Annotated in this window: 14 protein-coding genes and 1 other RNA gene; 11 read left to right on the plus strand and 4 right to left on the minus strand. The window is 38.5% G+C overall.

Going from position 1 to position 19100, the window contains the following annotated elements:
- Position 1 precedes the first annotated feature (1 nt).
- Positions 2–2935 (minus strand): DUF3971 domain-containing protein, encoded by a 2934-nt coding sequence (locus H7N67_RS00500; RefSeq protein WP_187938693.1) that lies wholly within the window; start codon positions 2933–2935, stop codon positions 2–4.
- Between H7N67_RS00500 and mltG the strand changes: the two genes are divergently transcribed.
- The 11 genes from mltG to H7N67_RS00555 all read left to right on the plus strand — a co-directional run bounded on the left by mltG (position 2853) and on the right by H7N67_RS00555 (position 14643).
- The gene (gene mltG, locus H7N67_RS00505) at positions 2853–3842 is read left to right on the plus strand and encodes an endolytic transglycosylase MltG (RefSeq protein ID WP_187938694.1); all 990 of its coding nucleotides are present in this window, start codon (positions 2853–2855) and stop codon (positions 3840–3842) included. The two genes, H7N67_RS00500 and mltG, sit on opposite strands and share 83 nt — an antisense overlap.
- Before the next feature lie 182 nt (positions 3843–4024).
- Positions 4025–4366, plus strand: coding sequence for a 4Fe-4S dicluster domain-containing protein (locus H7N67_RS00510; protein WP_001096893.1), 342 nt, complete (start codon positions 4025–4027; stop codon positions 4364–4366).
- Entirely contained in the window at positions 4366–5493 is a 1128-nt protein-coding gene (locus H7N67_RS00515; RefSeq protein WP_187938695.1) for a 2-oxoglutarate synthase subunit alpha, read from the plus strand. The genes H7N67_RS00510 and H7N67_RS00515 overlap by 1 nt, the downstream gene beginning before the upstream one ends.
- 1 nt (position 5494) lies before the next feature.
- A complete protein-coding gene (locus tag H7N67_RS00520) occupies positions 5495–6316 on the plus strand; it encodes a 2-oxoglutarate ferredoxin oxidoreductase subunit beta (protein ID WP_097689045.1) in 822 nt (273 codons plus the stop codon).
- Entirely contained in the window at positions 6316–6876 is a 561-nt protein-coding gene (locus H7N67_RS00525; protein ID WP_108348418.1) for a 2-oxoacid:acceptor oxidoreductase family protein, read from the plus strand. Before H7N67_RS00520 ends, H7N67_RS00525 begins: the two co-directional genes overlap by 1 nt.
- 153 nt (positions 6877–7029) lie before the next feature.
- Positions 7030–9975, plus strand: coding sequence for a restriction endonuclease (locus tag H7N67_RS00530; RefSeq protein WP_187938696.1), 2946 nt, complete (start codon positions 7030–7032; stop codon positions 9973–9975).
- Positions 9972–11843 carry a site-specific DNA-methyltransferase gene (locus H7N67_RS00535; RefSeq protein WP_187938697.1) on the plus strand — a complete coding sequence of 624 codons (1872 nt, stop codon included), beginning with the start codon at positions 9972–9974 and terminating at the stop codon, positions 11841–11843. Before H7N67_RS00530 ends, H7N67_RS00535 begins: the two co-directional genes overlap by 4 nt.
- 100 nt (positions 11844–11943) lie before the next feature.
- Positions 11944–12108 carry a hypothetical protein gene (locus tag H7N67_RS00540; RefSeq protein WP_000394819.1) on the plus strand — a complete coding sequence of 55 codons (165 nt, stop codon included), beginning with the start codon at positions 11944–11946 and terminating at the stop codon, positions 12106–12108.
- A gap of 8 nt (positions 12109–12116) precedes the next feature.
- Positions 12117–13589, plus strand: a complete 1473-nt coding sequence (locus H7N67_RS00545) for a disulfide bond formation protein B (protein WP_187938698.1) — start codon at positions 12117–12119, stop codon at positions 13587–13589.
- 35 nt (positions 13590–13624) lie between these two features.
- Positions 13625–13940: RNase P RNA component class A (rnpB, locus tag H7N67_RS00550), an RNA gene on the plus strand.
- Positions 13941–14064: 124 nt separating this feature from the next.
- The gene (locus H7N67_RS00555; RefSeq protein WP_187938699.1) at positions 14065–14643 is read left to right on the plus strand and encodes a tumor necrosis factor alpha-inducing protein; all 579 of its coding nucleotides are present in this window, start codon (positions 14065–14067) and stop codon (positions 14641–14643) included.
- A 2-nt stretch (positions 14644–14645) separates the two neighbouring features.
- Here the strand turns inward: H7N67_RS00555 and pbp1a are convergent, their stop codons facing one another.
- Genes pbp1a through tlpD form a run of 3 tightly spaced genes read right to left on the minus strand, consistent with a single transcriptional unit; the run spans position 14646 to position 19074 of the window.
- Entirely contained in the window at positions 14646–16628 is a 1983-nt protein-coding gene (pbp1a, locus tag H7N67_RS00560; protein WP_187938700.1) for a penicillin-binding protein 1A, read from the minus strand.
- The gene (locus H7N67_RS00565) at positions 16629–17750 is read right to left on the minus strand and encodes an aminotransferase class I/II-fold pyridoxal phosphate-dependent enzyme (protein WP_187938701.1); all 1122 of its coding nucleotides are present in this window, start codon (positions 17748–17750) and stop codon (positions 16629–16631) included. It lies immediately after the preceding gene.
- 22 nt (positions 17751–17772) lie between these two features.
- Entirely contained in the window at positions 17773–19074 is a 1302-nt protein-coding gene (gene tlpD, locus H7N67_RS00570) for a chemotaxis chemoreceptor TlpD (protein ID WP_187938702.1), read from the minus strand.
- Positions 19075–19100: the final 26 nt, after the last annotated feature.

Here is a 19100-nt window from a genome sequence, read left to right on the forward strand (position 1 = left end):
TTTATTTCCTTTTTGATTCAATGTTTTTTTTGACTTCATCCACGATGATGTCAATAGGTGTGAAAATACGGCGCAAGATTTTAAAAGGTGCTTGGATAATATCTGATGCTAAAGTTACTTGGGTTTTAGGTTTATCCAGCGTGCCTTTGACGTTCACATTAGTGGTGATTTTACCTCCTTTTCCTAAAACAAGATAGCCCACAATAGGGATTTTATTTAAGACATTACTCAAAGCCTTGATAGTGGAAACTTCTAAATTCAAATCCAATTTGTTTTTGTCTAATTCAATGATCCCATTGCCAGCAATATCAAGCGTTTTGCCGATAAGATCAATTTTTTCTAACCCTAAATATTCTTTAGTGATCCCAAAAACAACGGAGCCGGTTTTGATCTGATAGCCATTAGCCCCTAAATGAGGGTTCCTAAAGACAATGAGAGAGGGAATGGTGTTGATGAGATTGATCATGTTTTGCATGAGAGCGAAATTCTTTAAGCTTGTGTTTTGGAATTTCAATTCGCCGTTGAAAACCTGATCTTCAAGAGCCCCAATAAGCGTGAATAAGCCCCCTTCTACGAAATCTTTTTGGAGGATAGTGTTGATATAATCCCCGGTAAAATTATGGGCCTTAAGATACAAAGCCCCATGCACTAAATCCGCCATGATCATGGCGTTTTTATAATTGCCATCAATTTTCACCCTATCGTCTTGAGCGACAATGTCAAGATTTTCTAAAGGAAAAGGCATTTTTTTATAGATCAGCACGATATCTTTAGCATGGATGCGTGTAGAGATAGGGATAATTTTGTGGGCTTTTTCATAGCGTTGTTTGGCGCTAATGAAAATATCTTCATCTTGGATTTCTTTAGAGCTAGGCTTTTCTTTTCGTTCTTTTGAGAATAATCCTGCAATAGCTGGCATCTTACTATCTAAAAAATCATCAATACTCAAATCAATGTTATTAAGGGTAATATCCTTTTGATCCCCCTTAACTTTTATAGATATGCTTTTGCTTGGAGTATAGACAGAAATTTCATCTTTATTAATAGAGCCAAATAAAGAGAGAGAATTAAATTGATTGCCGTTGCTATGATAGATGGGTAAAGTGATTTTTAAATCCTTAGCAAAAAAATCAATATTAATAAAATCGCTCGTAGAAACTTCTAAAGAGCCATCTTCTAAGGCGAAATATTTCATAATAGGGGAATAGGGCTTGATTTTTTTCAAATCTTTGATTCTAAAAACATAGGCGTTATCTTTAAATTCGCCCTCTAATAAAAGTTGTGGCACGCTCCATTGCATGTGGTTGGGGTTAGAAAAATCAAAATTCAAAGAAAGGTTTTTAAGAGTGTCTCCTGTGGCGTAGAAAACATCTTTAGTGAATTTATCTTCGCTCTGGGCTTTAATGGTGTCTATGATTTTTCTTCTAAACACCTCTGAGTTTTCACCCTCTTGAATGATAGAATGCAAGCTTTTTAAATCTAAAGAAAATTTAGCAGGCTGTGGGTTATCTGGGTCGTTATTCAAGCCATAAGAACGCATGTTGATATTATTGTTAGTGTTGAATCGTATTTTATGGACTAAAGAATCTAAAGAAAGGATTTTTTTATTCAAGTCTAAAGCGATTTTAGCGTCTAAATCCAGCATGTTTTCATAGCGGGTGTGGGTAGTTTCTATGTAAATGTATTGGTATTCTTGGGTAATATCTAAGCTTATATTAGCGTTTTGCGTATAAAGGGGGATATTATAGAGCGAGAGGGTGCCTTCTTGCAAATTAACGCTGCCTTGAACGCTAAATAAGGGGGCGGTGTTTTTTAAGAATTGTAAGGTGAGTTTCAAATCCGCGCTAGATGGCGTGCTGATTTTATCCAAAGGTAAAACGACTTTATAAGCGCTCAATAAATCCTTAATGCTATCGCCATAATAATTAGGGGTCGTTTTTAAAAAAATCTCCAATTTAGGGGCTTCTAACAAATTGGAAAAAGTGGCGTAAGAGCCGGTTAATTCCATGGTTTCATAAGTGATTTTTTGAGGCTGTATGAGGAGCTGTTTGTTTTTGAAAACTAATTCGGTTTTATCCATTTTAATGGGCGATAAGCCATCATTAAAAACGACTGAAGGTTTAATCAAAGTGGCTTTAACTACAGAATTTTCCAAAAGCGATGGGATAAACTCGCTAGGAGTGAAATTAGCCTTGATTAAAGCGTTATCAATCTTAAAGCTAGCAAATTGGATCTTGTCAAAAATCCATGTTTTTAAATTTTTTTGCGATTGGCGTTGGAAAAGGGGCTTTAAAAACGCTAGGCTTTTCATTGGGGAAGTGTTGATTTTTAATTCTATGGTTTTTAAATCGGTTAGCCCTTGCAAATAAATTGCAGCGCTGGGTTCAATTAAAGGCTTGACAATTAAATTAAACGCCATTTTCCTAGCTTTAGGTGAATAGTGGGCGTTGCCATCCACTTGGACTTTAATGTCTTTAAAAAGCAAATTGATGATTTTAAGCTTGATATTTTTATCGTCTTCTAGGGAAAATTCCCCTTTGACTCCTGGAAATTCTAACTCGTATTTATTCCCATCAAAAAAGATATTGGCTTTATTTTTATCGTCTAAAATGATTTCTTTGACTTTAAGTTTTTCAAAATAAGACACCGCCCAAATGCCATAACGGATATTTTTAATCAAATCAGAAACTTCTAAATGCTTTTTAGTGGGTTTTTGATGGAAGAAAGAAGAGAGATCAATGCGTTCAATTTCTAAAGAAAGCTTGTTATTAAGTTTTAAGTATAATTCAGAAATGCCAAGCTTCCCAATTTTTAAATTTTGTATGTGAATGCCGTTTGAAAGGGTTTTGTGAATGACGACTAAAAGAGTGAATACTGCCACAAACAAGATAATGACATTAAATACTTTCTTGGATACATGTTTTCTTTTATTCATCAGTATTCTTTTTTATTTAAGTATACCAATTTATCCTAACAAAGTGGTGGTTGTCCCGCAAGGTTCGCTCAAAAAAGTGTTTTTTTCTTTAAAAGAGCAAGGCGTGGATATGAACGCTTTAGATTTGCTTTTTTTACGCTTAATGGGCATGCCTAAAAAAGGTTATATTGATATGGGCGATGGAGCTTTAAGAAAAGGGGATTTTTTAGTCCGTTTGATCAGAGCAAAAGCAGCGCAAAAAAGCGCGACTTTAATCCCTGGAGAAACCCGCTATTTTTTCACGCAAATTTTGAGCGAGACTTACCAACTAGAAACAAGCGATCTCAATGAAGCTTATGAAAGCATCGCTCCACGATTGAATGGCGCTGTAATAGAAGATGGGGTGATATGGCCAGACACTTATCATTTGCCTTTAGGGGAGGACGCTTTTAAAATCATGCAAGCTTTGATCGGTCAATCTCTCAAAAAACACGAAGCTTTAAGCAAACAATGGCTTGGATACTACCATAAAGAAGAGTGGTTTGAAAAAATCATTCTCGCTTCTATTGTGCAAAAAGAAGCCGCTAATACTGAAGAAATGCCCTTGATTGCGAGCGTGATTTTTAACCGCCTAAAAAAAGGCATGCCTTTACAAATGGATGGGGCTTTGAATTATCAGGAATTTTCACACGCTAAAGTAACCAAAGAGCGCATTAAAACCGATAACACCCCCTACAATACCTATAAATTTAAGGGCTTGCCTAAAAATCCTGTAGGGAGCGTGAGCCTAGAAGCGATTAGAGCCGTGGTTTTCCCTAAAAAAACCGATTTCTTGTATTTTGTGAAAATGCCGGATAAAAAACATGCTTTCAGCGCAACTTATAAGGAGCATTTAAAAAACATTAATCTTTCTAATAATCATTTTTAAGATTAAGGTTAATGGGGCGTTTTTTCTTTTAAATTGAGTAAAAAGTGTTTAGTATTTTCTCATTTCAATTTTAAGTTCTTACTATTAAAGCATTTTAGATTTTATTAAAAAAGGCTTGCTACAATTTTAGGCAAATTTTGATTGCTAGGGCTTAAAACAGCTTTTAGCACAAAGGAGAATGAATGGCTAAAATGAGCGCTCCAGATGGGGTTGCCGTTTGGGTGAATGAAGACAGGTGTAAGGGTTGTGATATTTGCGTATCGGTATGCCCTGCTGGGGTTCTTGGCATGGGGATTGAAAAAGAAAGGGTGCTTGGAAAAGTGGCCAAAGTAGCCTACCCAGAGAGCTGTATTGGTTGCGTGCAATGCGAATTACACTGCCCGGATTTTGCGATTTACGTGGCTGACAGGAAGGATTTCAAATTCGCTAAAGTTTCTAAAGAAGCCCAAGAAAGAAGTGAAAAGGTTAAGGCCAATCACTACATGCTTTTAGAAGAGACTATTTTAGAAGGGAGAGGCAAATAATGCGTGAGATTATTTCTGATGGGAATGAATTAGTCGCTAAAGCGGCGATTGAAGTGGGGTGTCGGTTTTTTGGGGGCTATCCCATCACGCCAAGCTCGGATATTATGCATGCGATGAGCGTGGCTTTACCCAAATGCGGCGGCCATTTTATCCAAATGGAAGATGAAATCAGCGGGATTAGCGTGTCTTTAGGGGCGAGCATGAGCGGGACGAAGTCTATGACAGCGAGTTCTGGTCCTGGTATTTCATTAAAAGTGGAGCAAATCGGTTATTCTTTCATGGCAGAAATCCCTTTAGTGATCGCTGACGTGATGCGTTCAGGCCCATCAACCGGAATGCCCACTCGTGTGGCTCAAGGCGATGTGAATTTTTTAAGGCACCCCATACATGGGGATTTTAAAGCCGTCGCGCTCGCTCCTGCTAGTTTGGAAGAGGCTTACACCGAAACCGTTCGCGCGTTCAATTTGGCTGAAATGCTCATGACTCCTGTATTCTTGCTCATGGATGAAACCGTTGGGCATATGTATGGCAAGGTGCAAATCCCGGATTTAGAAGAAGTGCAAAAGATGACCATTAATCGTAAGGAATTTGTGGGCGATAAAAAAGACTACAAGCCTTATGGGGTCGCGCAAGATGAGCCGGCTGTTTTAAACCCTTTCTTCAAAGGCTATCGCTACCATGTTTCAGGCTTGCACCATGGGCCTATTGGCTTTCCTACTGAAGACGCCAAAATCGGGGGGGATTTGATTGACAGATTATTCCATAAGATTGAATCCAAGCAAGACATTATCAATGAAAATGAGGAAATGGATTTAGAGGGTGCTGAAATTATTATCATCGCTTATGGTTCGGTTTCTCTAGCGGTTAAAGAGGCTTTGAAAGATCACAATAAAGAAAGCAAGCAAAAAGTCGGCTTTTTCAGGCCCAAGACCTTATGGCCAAGCCCGGCTAAACGCCTGAAAGAAATAGGGGACAAATACGAAAAAATCCTTGTGATTGAATTGAATAAGGGGCAGTATTTAGAAGAGATTGAAAGGGTTATGCAAAGAAAGGTGCATTTCTTTGGGCAGGCCAATGGGCGTACGATTTCGCCTAAACAAATCATCGCAAAGTTGAAGGAGCTTTAAAATGGCGTTTAATTATGATGAATATTTGCGTGTGGATAAAATACCCACTTTGTGGTGCTGGGGCTGTGGCGATGGCGTGATTTTGAAATCCATTATCCGCACGATTGACGCTTTAGGCTGGAAAATGGATGATGTGTGTTTGGTGAGCGGGATTGGTTGCAGCGGGCGCATGAGTTCGTATGTGAATTGCAACACCGTTCATACCACGCATGGCAGGGCTGTAGCGTATGCGACAGGGATTAAAATGGCTAACCCTAGTAAGCATGTGATCGTGGTTTCTGGCGATGGCGATGGCTTTGCGATTGGAGGCAATCACACCATGCATGCATGCCGAAGAAACATTGATTTGAATTTTGTTTTAGTGAATAATTTCATTTATGGTTTGACCAACTCCCAAACTTCGCCCACCACGCCTAATGGCATGTGGACGGTTACGGCTCAATGGGGGAATATTGACAACCAATTTGACCCATGCGCTTTAACCACCGCTGCAGGGGCGAGCTTTGTGGCCAGAGAGAGCGTTTTAGACCCTCAAAAGTTGGAAAAAGTGCTTAAAGAAGGTTTCACGCATAAGGGCTTTAGCTTTTTTGATGTCCATAGTAATTGCCATATCAATTTAGGGCGTAAGAATAAAATGGGCGAAGCGTCTCAAATGCTAAAATGGATGGAAAGCCGATTGGTGAGCAAACGCCAATTTGAAGCCATGAGCCCTGAAGAAAGGGTGGATAAATTCCCTACAGGCGTTTTAAAGCATGACACGGACAGGAAAGAATATTGTGAAGCGTATCAAGAAATCATTGAAAAAGCACAAGGAAAACAATAATGGAAGCGCAATTACGATTTACGGGCGTTGGAGGGCAAGGCGTGCTGTTAGCGGGAGAGATTTTAGCTGAAGCGAAAATTGTGAGTGGGGGCTATGGCACTAAGACTTCCACTTACACTTCGCAAGTGCGTGGAGGGCCCACTAAAGTGGATATTTTGCTAGATAAAGATGAAATTATTTTCCCTTATGCTAAAGAGGGCGAGATTGATTTCATGCTTTCAGTCGCTCAAATCAGCTACAACCAGTTTAAAAGCGATATTAAACAAGGCGGTATCGTTGTCATTGATCCCAATCTAGTAACCCCTACTAAAGAAGATGAAGAAAAGTATCAAATTTATAAAATCCCCATTATCAGCATCGCTAAAGATGAAGTGGGTAACATTATCACGCAATCTGTGGTAGCGCTAGCCATTACCGTGGAGCTGACTAAATGCGTAGAAGAAAATATCGTGCTAGACACCATGCTTAAAAAAGTCCCTGCAAAAGTCGCTGACACCAACAAAAAAGCCTTTGAAATTGGCAAAAAACATGCTTTAGAAGCTTTGAAAGTTAGGGGTTAGTGCCTTAAATTCTCGTTTTAAATTTTTTCTTTTGATAAATTTTTGAGAACTTGATTGTAATGGGTTCAAGATAACTCAAGCTCTAAAAAGGGGCTTTGATTTTTTACCCATTTTAGATTAAGACGCTCGCAAACACCAAAGGCAAAAACACCAATGATTTTTGAAAAGCAAGATTACCAGCAAGAGTGTATTAATAACATTATCACGCTTTTAGATGGCTTTGATTTTAAGTGCCACGATGCCTTAAATCTAAAAGATTGTTTAAATCAATTTCATGCTGCATGCGAAATTCCTGTCAAAAATGTAAGCGGCAAGCTCAATGTTGATGTTTTGATGGAAACAGGCACGGGCAAGACTTTCACTTACTTGAATTTGATTTTTGCACTCCACAAGGCTTACAAGCAAAATAAATTCATCATCTTTGTCCCACGAAAAGCCATTTTGGAGTCGGTTAAGCAAAATATCCGCCTTACGAAAGATTATTTTTATTTAGAATTCAAACGCCACCTGAAAACCTACACTTATGAAGGGGTTAAATCGCCAAGCAATATTATCAACCATTACATTAAAAACCAAGATGAACTGAGCGTCTTGCTCCTCACTAACAGCGCGATTGACAAGGGCGAAAAAAACATACTCAATAAAAACAGCGAAAACCTTTTTAACACCAAAAGCATTTTTGAAAATATCGCTGATTTAAAGCCTATTTCTATCATAGACGAGCCGCATTTGCTTAAGGGTGAGGCGTTTGGTAAGTATTTTAGTAAAATAGGCGCGCTTTATTTTCGCTTTGGGGCGACTTTTGCCAAAGAAAAAGAGCATGCTTTAAGCAATGTAGCCTTTTATTTGGATTCAATCAGCGCGTTTAGAAATTACCTTGTCAAACAAATCCGTGTCCATTCTGTCAAGCAAGATACACAAAGCCCGGTTTTGCTCAATGCGGATTCAAAAAACGCGAAAATCGCCTTTTATAAAGCAGGCATTCTTAAACAAATCACGCTTTCAAAAGGAGAGGATTTAGGCAAAATTAACGCTTCTTTTAACGGCGTTAGCTTGGTTAAAACCACCAAAGATAAGGCTTATTTGAGCAATGGCACTACGCTTGAAAAGGCTTCTTATAAACTCACGCAAGATGAAATCAGCACTCTTTTAGAAAAAGCCATTGACTTGCATTTTGAAAAAGAGGCGTTTTTATTTGATCAAAACATTAAAGCGTCAAGCCTGTTTTTTATCCCAAAAATTGAGGATTTTAGGCAAATTGATAACAAAGGCACGCCCTTTATTAAAACCGAATTTGAAAGGCTTTACAAACTCAAACGCGCTTCAATTCTAACAAAGGAAAATTTATCGCCAAGCTATAGAGAATATTTGAAAAGAGATTTTGATGAGAGCGGAAATTTACGCGTCCATCAGGGTTATTTTAGCGGCGATAGCGTAGCGTTCAATAAAGGTAAAAAAGAAAGCAAAAAAGAAGACATTGAAGCCAACGACATTAAAATGATTTTAAGCGAAAAAGAAAAGTTGCTTTCATTTCAAACGCCTTTGCGGTTCATTTTTAGCGTGTGGGCTTTGCAAGAGGGTTGGGATAATCCAAACATTTTTACCCTTATTAAACTGGCAAATTCCACCAGCGAAACAAGCCGCCATCAGCAAGTGGGGCGCGGGTTAAGAATCGCTATCAATCAAGAGGGCAAGCGCGTTACGCATGGATTTTTAAAAGGCAATGATAACGCTTTTTATGAAATAAACTACCTTGATATGTTGGTGAGTGGCGAAGAAGTGGGCTTTATAGAGGGTTTGCAAAAAGAGATTGAAGCGAGCAGCTTTATTGGTGGTGGCAGCGCGCTAGACAGAGAGATTTTAGCCAGGTTAGGGCTTAATGAAAGAAAGATCAATCAATTTTGCGATGCATTAGAAATATTAAACGCCGTAGAATTTGACGAAACAAACAACGCTTACAAAATCATTGCCCCTATTTGCGAGATAATGCAAAACAACGAAGAAAGGATAAAAAGCTTTTTAAGCGATGAAGAATATCATGCCGTTTTAAGCGCCTTTAAAATGGCTGAAAATCCAACCAACAAGCGCGATCAAATTATAAACGCCAATCAGCCTCCAGAAAAAGTCAAAATCCGCCAAAATTTAGCTAAAGAATTTAAAGAGTTATGGCAAACCATCAACGCTCAAAGCCAATTAAGCTATCAAAATATCCAAAAAACCAAGCTGATAGAATCTATCGCTAAAGCGTTTAATGAAAGCCATGTGATGTGTGAGGCAATCACCTTTGAAAGCAAAAGGTATGACCCACAAACCAACAGGATCATCACAGAGCAATCAAGCACCCTAAAAATCAAAAACTACGCTAACGCTTTACAAAAAGAAATAAACGCGCTTCTGCTTGACTTTGCCAAAGATGAGCACTTACCCTTAAAATTCACGCTTGAACTCTACAACGCTTTAAACAAAGAGCATTTTACAAACTCACCCAAAAAAGCCTTTAAATTGCTTAAAGGTATCATTAAAGATAAGTTGCATGAAAATTTGCTTTCTTGCGTGAGTTATGGATTTTGCCAAAACGCCTTTTCTAATACGGCTTTTGATAAAATCGATCCGCTTTATTGTGAAGATGGCTCGCCCAAAAATGAGATTGAAAAACACAAATTAGGCAAATACAAAAGCGCGCAAACTCCAAGCCAAAACTATCTTTATGAGACGATCATTTATGATTCTAAAATTGAAGAAGAAGTGAGTAAAGAGATCGTGAAAAAAGTGGAAAATAAAAGCATAGAAGTTTTTGCCAAGCTCCCTGAATTTAAAATCCCAACGCCTTATAAAAACTATGAGCCTGATTTTGCTTATTTGATTAAAGATGAAAAGGGTGCAAAAATCTTTTTTGTTTGCGAAACCAAAGGTTATGAAAAAGAAAGCGATATCCCGCCAGATGAAAAGCGTAAAATTGAATACGCTAAGATCTTTTTTGAAACGCTATCTCAAAATTTAAAGAACGCGAAAAAAGAAATACGAGTCGTTTTTGCCACACGCATTAACAAACAAGATTTATTAAGCGCGCTTAAAAGCGCATTAAAGGAAACGCCATGACAGATAAAAACCAAGCCAAAAAAATGGGTATCAACATTATCCAAAGCCAGCAAGAAAATAACCCCCTTTTTGACATGCTTTTAAAGAACTTCCCGCAGACGATAAAAGACGGGCAGGTAAGCTTAAGCGCTATCAAAACGCTTTTAGGCTTTAATGAAAGCATGAACGATACCAGCGGCTATGAGCTTACTTGGACGGGCAAAGGGCTTGCCAACGCTCTTTATTCTGAACCTTGCCAAAAACAACTCAAATTACAAGAAATTTTTACGCCCCAAAATTTAGCAAGCAAACACCCCAACAACGCTATTATCATAGGCGACAATCTTGATGCGCTCAAACTTTTAAAATCCGCTTACAGCGAAAAAATCAAAATGATTTACATTGACCCCCCTTACAACACACAAAACGAAAATTTTATTTATCCGGATAATTTCAGGCAAGATTATCAAAAGATTTTAAGGGAAGTGGGTTTAATGGAAATAGATGAAAACGGGGAGGAGATAGAAAGCGAGAGCTTGAAATTTTTTAAGAACACTCAAGGGAGCGGAACGCATAGCGGTTGGCTCTCTTTCATGCTGCCTCGCCTAAAACTCGCGCGCGATTTGCTTAAAGAGGATGGCGTGATTTTTATTAGCATTGATGATAACGAATGCGCGAATTTAAAAATCTTGTGCGATGAGATTTTTGGGGAGGATAATTTTGTTGGAGACTTTATCCGTAAAACAAAATCCACAACAAATGATGCAAAAATCGGATTAAATTACCAACATGAATTTTTACTCTGTTATGCGAAAAATAAAGAATTTGTCAATCTCTTGGGGGGAGAAAAGAATTTAGAAAATTACAAAAACCCCGATAACGATCCTAATGGAGCATGGACATCAGGTAATCCTACAAAACCAGGTTATGCTAAAATACAAAATTTTCCGCTTACTAATCCATATACTGAAGCTATTGAATATCCTCCAGAAGGCAGGTCTTGGGTTTTTACAGAAAAAACAATACAAAATTTTATTAATGAGGGGCGTTTAGTATTTAAAAAAGAACATAAAGAAAACGAGCGCATTTTTATATATAAACACTATTTAAAGGATTTAAAAACCACGCAAAAAACTTTTGATAGTTTGATATTTAGCGATAATTGTTATATGAACCAAGCGGCGACTAAAGAGTTACTAAAACTTGAATTAGCGGAGTATTTTAGTTATCCAAAGGGCGTGGATTTTATGGCTAAGATTATAGAGCATGCCACCAATCCTGGCGATCTCATCTTAGACTTTTTCGCCGGGAGCGGGACAACGGCGCATGCGGTGATGGAATTAAACGCAGAAGATAAAGGCAATAGGGAATTTATTTTAGTTCAAATTGATGAAGAGATAAAAGAAGATAAAAGCAAGAGCGCTTATGATTTTTGTAAGAATGTTTTAAAAAGCGCAAAGCCTGTCATTAGCGATATTACTATAGAAAGGGTTAAAAGAGCCGCTCAAAAAATCATCGAATCTTCAAAAGATGGCGGTTTGGATTTGGGCTTTAAAGTTTATACCTTACAAGACAAAGCGCAAATTACAAACGACAAAGAAGAAATAACGCTTTTCAACCATTCCCATTTAACGCCCTTTGATAAAGCCCTAAATTTAGCCTTACAATGCGGCAAAACGCTCGATCAAGTGCTAGAGATTATCATCAAAGACAAACTCTACAAATGCGAAGACGCTTACTTTTGTATCGTGTGCGATAAAGAAGTGCAAGAATATTTAGCCAAAAGTAAAAACGAAATGATATTTTTAGACGGCTATGAAGAGATTGATTTAGAAGCTTTTCTCAATCTCAACGCCAGCTTTAAAGAGCGTTTAAGCGTGGTGTATTAGCTGAAAAGAAAAGGGGTTAAAACCGCTTGAGTGGTCTTGCCTCTCATTTTTTATTTATTTTGTTTTTGAGTATAATCCTACGAAAATTTTAAGGAACGGCATGGAGTTTTTAGGACTGCTTTTGAGTCTAGCCGCTATTTTGATAGCGTTTAAAAAGCCTGAAAAAGAAAATTGGGCGTTTGGGATTTTGATTGTGGTGTGGTTGGTGGAGCTTATTATTTTTATAGCCCACAGCTCTAGCGTTTTGCCTAATATGAATTTATAGGGGGATGCATGAATAAAGAAACCCGATTTTATAATCTTTTTTCTTTGGCAATTTTAGGGATTTTGATCTTTCCTGTGGGTTTGGCGAATTTTTATTTTGGCTATGTTTTGAAAGATTCGCCTTGTATTTTTTGCTGGGTGCAACGCATCAACATGATTTTAATAGGGGCGGTGGCGCTTTTGGTGGTGCGTTTTGGGTTTAAGCCTAAATACATTGCTTTGCTGTTGCTTATGGCTAGTAGCGGGTTGTATGAGAGCTTTTATCATACCGGTAGCCATGCGTTAGAAGATGTGGGGCAGGGCTTTGCGCTCGCTATTTTGGGCTTGCACACGCAGTTTTGGGCGCTTTTTGTCTTTTTTAGCGTGGTGGTGCTTTTAGCGGTTTTGCTCTTTTTTGCCCCTAATACCCAACTTTTTAAAGATTATTCATTAAACGCGCTCCAAAAAAGCGCTTTTTATGTTTTCTTTATAGTGGTGGGTTCTAACGCTGTGCAAGCGTTTATTTCTACCGGGCCTTTCCCTTACATAGGGCAAAGCGATCCGGTGAGGTTTTCTTGGAATTTGAAAGAATCGGTCTGGTCTATGGAGAATTGGGATCATTTGAAATTCCCAAGAAGCGTTTTAGGCAGGAGGGATGTGGGCGAGCCTTTGAAATTGAGCGCTTTGCCTAAAGATAATGATTATGAGCGTTCGCCTTTAGAAATTACAAAAACTCTAAAGATTGAGAAAAAAGAAGAGCTTTTTTTGAAATTGAATGGAGCGATCACGGATTTGAATTTCAATGAAGACAAGGCAATCCTTACCACAGAAAACCAAGGGCTTTATCTTGTAAGTAACGATTTGAAAACCATTCACAGCCATATGGTGTTGGATAGTTATTACAGCACGACGGTGGGGGCGTTCGTGGGGGCGGATTTTAACGAAGATGAAAACATTGTGATCATGGGCAATAATAAAACGAGCGTAGAAATCACTCCTAATAAAAACGCTAACGCGCTTAAAAACTTCCCTTATTTTTTAGAGGGGGCTAACTCTTTTGATGAAGTGGAACGCAGCCGCTTAAAAACTTCTAGGGCGAAAAACTATTATATCAGCACTGCAAGAAGAGGGGTTAAATTCACTTATTTGATTACCGCTCCTAACAAACGCTATAAGGATTTGATTATTATCTCTATGCGTAATAGCGACAAACAGGTGCATGGGGAGTTTTTACTTGAACTAGGTAATGCCAAACTTAAAGAAAAAAGGAAACTGGGCGAGTTAGTCATTAGCGCGTTAGCTTTAAAGGATAATCAACTTTATGCGTTCAGTAAGGAATTTAACACGCTTTTAGTCATAGACCCTACAAAAGAAGAGATCCTTGAAGTTTATGGCTTGCCAAAAGAGATTAAAAATATCAGCGCTTGTGGGTTTAGGGATAATGAGCTTATCCTTGTGAGCTATGAGAATGATAAAAATATTCTCTATACCCTTAATTTTTAAACTCTTTTAAAGCTACTTTTTTCTAATATATTAACGCATTAGAAGATGGTCGCTATTTTAGAATAGAGGAAAGTCCGGGCTACATTAGACAAAATTCCATCTAACGGATGGCTAGCGTAAGCTAAGGGAAAGTGCCACAGAAAGCAAACCGCCTTTTTAAGGTAAGGGTGAAAGGGTGGGGTAAGAGCCCACCAGAGCTAAAGCAATTTAGCTTGTTTGGGCAAACCCAATTTGTAGCAAGAAGCGCATGGTAAGTCTAAATTGATACACGCTTCGCTTGAGGAATATTGCAAAATATTTCCCAGATAAATGGCCATCCATTGACAGAACCCGGCTTATTCTAATGCTTAACTGCGTGTTGATTTTTTAAATAAAGTTTTAATCATTTTATTTTTTTTTATTTTTTACCTAATTATTGTTTAAAATCTTAAAGATTTGTGTTACACTCTGTAAAATCAAAATCAAAGGGGATAGCGTGTTAGAAAAACCTTTTTTAAAAAGCAAGCAATTGTTTTTATGCGGATTGGGTGTTTTGATGTTGCAAGCTTGCACTTGCCCAAACACTTCACAAAGAAATTCTTTTTTACAAGATGTGCCTTATTGGATGTTGCAAAATCGCAGCCAGTATATCACGCAAGGGGTGGATAGCTCGCACATTGTGGATGGTAAGAAAACTGAAGAAATAGAAAAAATCGCTACCAAAAGAGCGACAATAAGAGTGGCGCAAAATATTGTGCATAAACTCAAAGAGGCTTACCTTTCCAAAACCAATCGCATCAAGCAAAAGATCACTAATGAAATGTTTATCCAAATGACACAGCCCATTTATGACAGCTTGATGAATGTGGATCGTTTAGGGATTTATATCAATCCTAACAATGAGGAAGTGTTTGCGTTAGTGCGCGCACGTGGTTTTGATAAGGACGCTTTGAGCGAAGGGTTGCATAAAATGGGCTTAGACAATCAAGCGGTGAGCATTCTTGTGGCTAAAGTGGAAGAAATCTTTAAAGATTCTATCAATTACGGAGACGTTAAAGTCCCTATAGCCATGTAGGATTAGAACAACAAGCGTTCTTCGCTATCGTCTGTTTTTTTGGGGGTGGGGGTGATGGAATTGGGGCTTGAGTAGTAGGGGATTTTATCCACGATTTCTTTACGCAAGCCTTTGGGGACATCAAACTTCCTTTTTAAAGAAGGTTCAATCGCTAAAATGTTACGCATGAAATACGAATACACAGGCACACTCACAACGCCGCCCCCTGTCGCTCCTTTGCCAATAGGCGTGTTATCGTCTCTCCCAAACCAGATCACGCTTTGTAGGGTGGGGGTAAAGCCAATGAACCAAGCGTCAATATTGTTGTTAGAAGTCCCGGTTTTACCGGCAATTTCTAAACCTTTAATGCGAGCCAAACTCCCTGTGCCGTTTTCTACCGCATTCATCAGCGCTGAAAGGGTTAAAAAGGCTTGTTCTTTGGAAGTGATCTTTTTGGTTTCCATAGGCGTGAAAGTTTTGACTTCGTTTTGTTGGTTGGTGATGCTTTCAATGAGCATGGGTTTGAGCATGGTGCCGTAATTAGAAAATAGAGAATACTTTTCAGCCGCATCAATTGGTGAGATAGCAAAGCTCCCTAACACAATAGATAAATCTTTAGGGAGGTTTTTAAACCCCATATCGCTTAAAGATTGATAAATTTTTTCAAAGCCAAGCTGATCGCTTAAATTGATCGTGGCTAGATTTAACGAATGGCTCAAGGCTTCTTGCAAGGTTACAAGCCCTAAAAACTTGCGAGAATAATTGCTAGGGTGCCATGCGTGGTTTTGTGCGCTGTTTTTACTATAATTGCCATTTTCAAAATTTCGCGCGGTATCAGGGATTTTAGAAGTGGTGGAATAGCCATTATCAAAAGCGATTTGATACACAAAGGGTTTTATCGCGCTCCCAAATTGCCGTTTGGCTTGCGTGGCACGATTGAAAGCGCTTTTTTTATAATCAATCCCCCCCACTAAAGCTAAAATCTTACCGGTGCTCGTGTCTGTAACGATCATGCTAGCGTTCAAGTTGTCTTCATCTTCATTAGATGCGTTAGTTTTTGGCTTTTCTTTAGCGATTTTTTCTAAGATTTTTTGATACCCAAAACGCAAGGACTCTAACGCCAAGCGTTGGTAATCCAAATCTATCGTGAGCTTTATGGTATAGCCTTGAGTTTTTAGCCCATCTAATTGATCCAATTGTTTCAACACTTCATCCACGACATAGGGAGCGATATTTTGTGTGGAAGTTTGGTTATAGACGATTGGCACTTCATTGAGAGCGCCTTTGAGCTCGTTAGAAGAAATCCAGCCTAAAGAATACAACCGCCTTAAAATATCATTAGCCCTAGAGAGTGAAAATTCTAAATTTTTGGTAGGATCATAAAAACTTGGGGCTCTGGGTAAGGCGACTAACATGGCGATTTCTTTAAGCGTGAGTTTGTCAAGGGGTTTTTTAAAATACCCTAAACTTGCGGTTTTCACGCCATAATACCCATGCCCAAAAAAAGTTTGGTTCAAATAACGCTCTAAAATTTCTTCTTTGCTTAAGACTTTTTCAATGCGTATGGAAATGATGGCTTCTTTGAGCTTTCTGGTTAATGTTTTTTCTCGCGTGAGCACCATGTTTTTAACGAGTTGTTGGGTTAGAGTGCTACCCCCTTCGGTGTAACGACCGCTTTTAGCGTTTTTAATCATAGCACGCATGATAGCGTCCAAATTGATCCCCCCATGCTCAAAAAAGAGGGTGTCTTCTACCGCTAAAAGGCTTTCAATAAATCGTGGGGGGATTTCTTCAAAACGTGCATAAAAACGAAATTCCTTATCATAAATATTAGCGATCAAACGCCCTTTTCGGTCTAAAATCTGTGAAGCGACACTCGGACGATAATCTTTAATTTTAGCAATATCTTTATCCGTAGTTACCCAAACTTGAGCGATAAGAATGGCTAACAACCCTATGATAATTAAAAATAAAACGATAAAACCATAAAAAATCTTTTTTAGCATTTAATCACTCTTAAAAGAAGATTGTATTTTAGAATAATTTAAAAGGGTGTTCGCAAGATCTTTAGTGTCTTCTAAGCTGTTTTTGAGGGATAAAGAAACTCGTAAAAGGGGTTTAGAAACTGTTGGGGGGCGGATAGCTCCCACTAAAAACCCCTTTTCTTTCAAAAAATGATGGGCGTTTAAAAGAGCGGGATTGCTTTCAAATTCTAGGGTAAAAAATCCTGCGAGCGTTCTAATACCTAAAGTTTCAAAAATAATCTGTTGGTGTTTGCTAAGCTCTTTTTTCAATTCTTGTTTTTGCGCGATAAAGTATTCTAAATGAGCCAAAGTCAAAGCGGTGTCTAACAGGCTTAAAGCGGTGGTGTAAATCACGCTTTTAGCGCGATTGGTTAAAAACTCTATGACTTGTAAAGGGGCTAAAACACACGCCCCATAGCTCGCAAGCGCTTTAGAAAAAGTGCTGAGCTTAATGATTTTGTCTTTTTCTTTGATGCGATGATATTCTAAAAAACCCAATAAATTCTCGCCGATAGTCCCAAAACTATGGGCTTCATCAACGATTAAAAAAGCGTTAGGGATCTCTTGAGTGATTGCATAAAAATCATAAGGAGCGATACTCGCATCCATAGAATAAACCCCCTCAATGGCGATGAATTTGAGCTTATTTTTAGGAGCGTTAAAGAGTTTTTGTTGTAAATCCTTAGCGTCATTGTGCGAGAAAAAAACCACTTGATTAGGCTTCGTTTTGGTGCTAAAAATCCCGCTTGCATGGTAGTGTTCGTCCATGAATAAGAGAGCGTTTTTGACTAAAAGGGTGTCTATTAAAGCCAGATTGCCCAAAAAACCACTCCCCACTAAAAGAGCGCTTTCAAACCCCAACAAATCCGCTAGTCGTTCTTCTAATTCTGCATGCAAAGGGTGGTAGCCATTCACTAGCATGGAAGCCTTGGGGGAATGAGCACCAAAGGATTGGAGCTTATTAAAAGCGTTTTGAAGCAAATCTTTTTTAACGCTCAAACCCAAATAATCATTAGAAGCGTAATCCTTTAATAAAGGGTCAAACAGCTCTCTTTTGCGGTAGCGTTTGGCATGGCGTAGGGCTTCTAAGGATTTAGAAAACATCAAAACACTTCATTGAATGGAATCATTCGCCTTTTTGAATTTTTTCAATGATTTTATTGAGTTCGTCTTGTTTTTCATAAAACATCTTATCAATATTTTCTTTGACATGCTTAGCGCTATCTTCCATTAAATGCACTTTATGTTCTAGGTATTTTGAATCGGTAACATGATCTTCTTGAACGGCTTTAACCAAATCATTAGCTTCAGCATGCACGCTCGCATGGTGGCTTTCTAAAGCTCTATAGCCTGAAGTGTTAGCAAAGTTTTCTTTACCCGCACCCTCATAATACCATTTGCCTAAGCGGCAACTCTTATGGCTGGTAATATCAAAGGAGTTGAGACCAAAGACCATGCCATAAAGATTGTTTTTAAAGACCACATGATCCAATTTAGCCAGACCGCAAAACACCCGGTTATTGATATTGTAGATGGTGTATTTTGCCGCTTGCGCGACAATCATGTTGTTTTTTACGGTGGATTTAAGCTCTTCTACATCGCCCTTAATAGAGCCTACAATAGAATTAATATCGTGGGTGTTGGTTTGAATGTCGTTCGCTTCTTGTTGCATGCTTTTAACGACAACGGCGATTTCTTTAGTGGCTTTCTGGGTTTTTTCAGCGAGTTTTCTCACCTCATCAGCCACCACCGCAAACCCTCTCCCATGCTCGCCCGCTCGTGCGGCCTCAATAGCGGCGTTTAGGGCTAAGAGATTGGTTTGTTCTGCAATATCATCAATCAAAGAAATGACTTGAGTGATTTCATTGCTCCGTTGGTTGAGAGAGTCCGCTAGCGAAGTGGCGTTTTGCATCTTTTCATAAAGCGATTCAATGTCTTGACTCGTTTTATTAACAGTCCCTAATCCTTCAGTAGAATGCACTTCGCCATTTTTAGCCGCATTCAAGAGCAAGCCTGTTTCTTGATGGAAATACTGCATGCTTTCTTGCGCATTCTCTAAGCCCTCTTTTAAGCTCGCGCAAAAAGTCTTAAACAAATCATTTTTATGGTATTCCCCCACACCCCCTGTTTTTTTGGCTAGGGAAAAATACTGCACGCCATCAATGTTTTGGCTTTTTAAAGAATAAGAAACCCCTTGCAAATCAACGCTCTCTGCATTTTCTTTAAAATGAACGCTTTGTTCTTCTAAATTGTTTAAGCTTGCAAGATTCCCGCTTTTAAAAACGACTTTATTGTTTTTAATACCTACAAAACCCTCATGCAAGCACAAATTTAAAAGGCTTTGATAGAGATTGACTTCCTTTTTTAACTCCGTAATTTCAGAATCTTTTTGACTGATTTGAAGCTGTAACTGCTTATTCCCAAACATGGTGGCATTCCTTATTTAAATTTGAA

It is taken from the genome of Helicobacter pylori (assembly GCF_014498195.1).
Lineage (GTDB): Bacteria > Campylobacterota > Campylobacteria > Campylobacterales > Helicobacteraceae > Helicobacter > Helicobacter pylori_DO.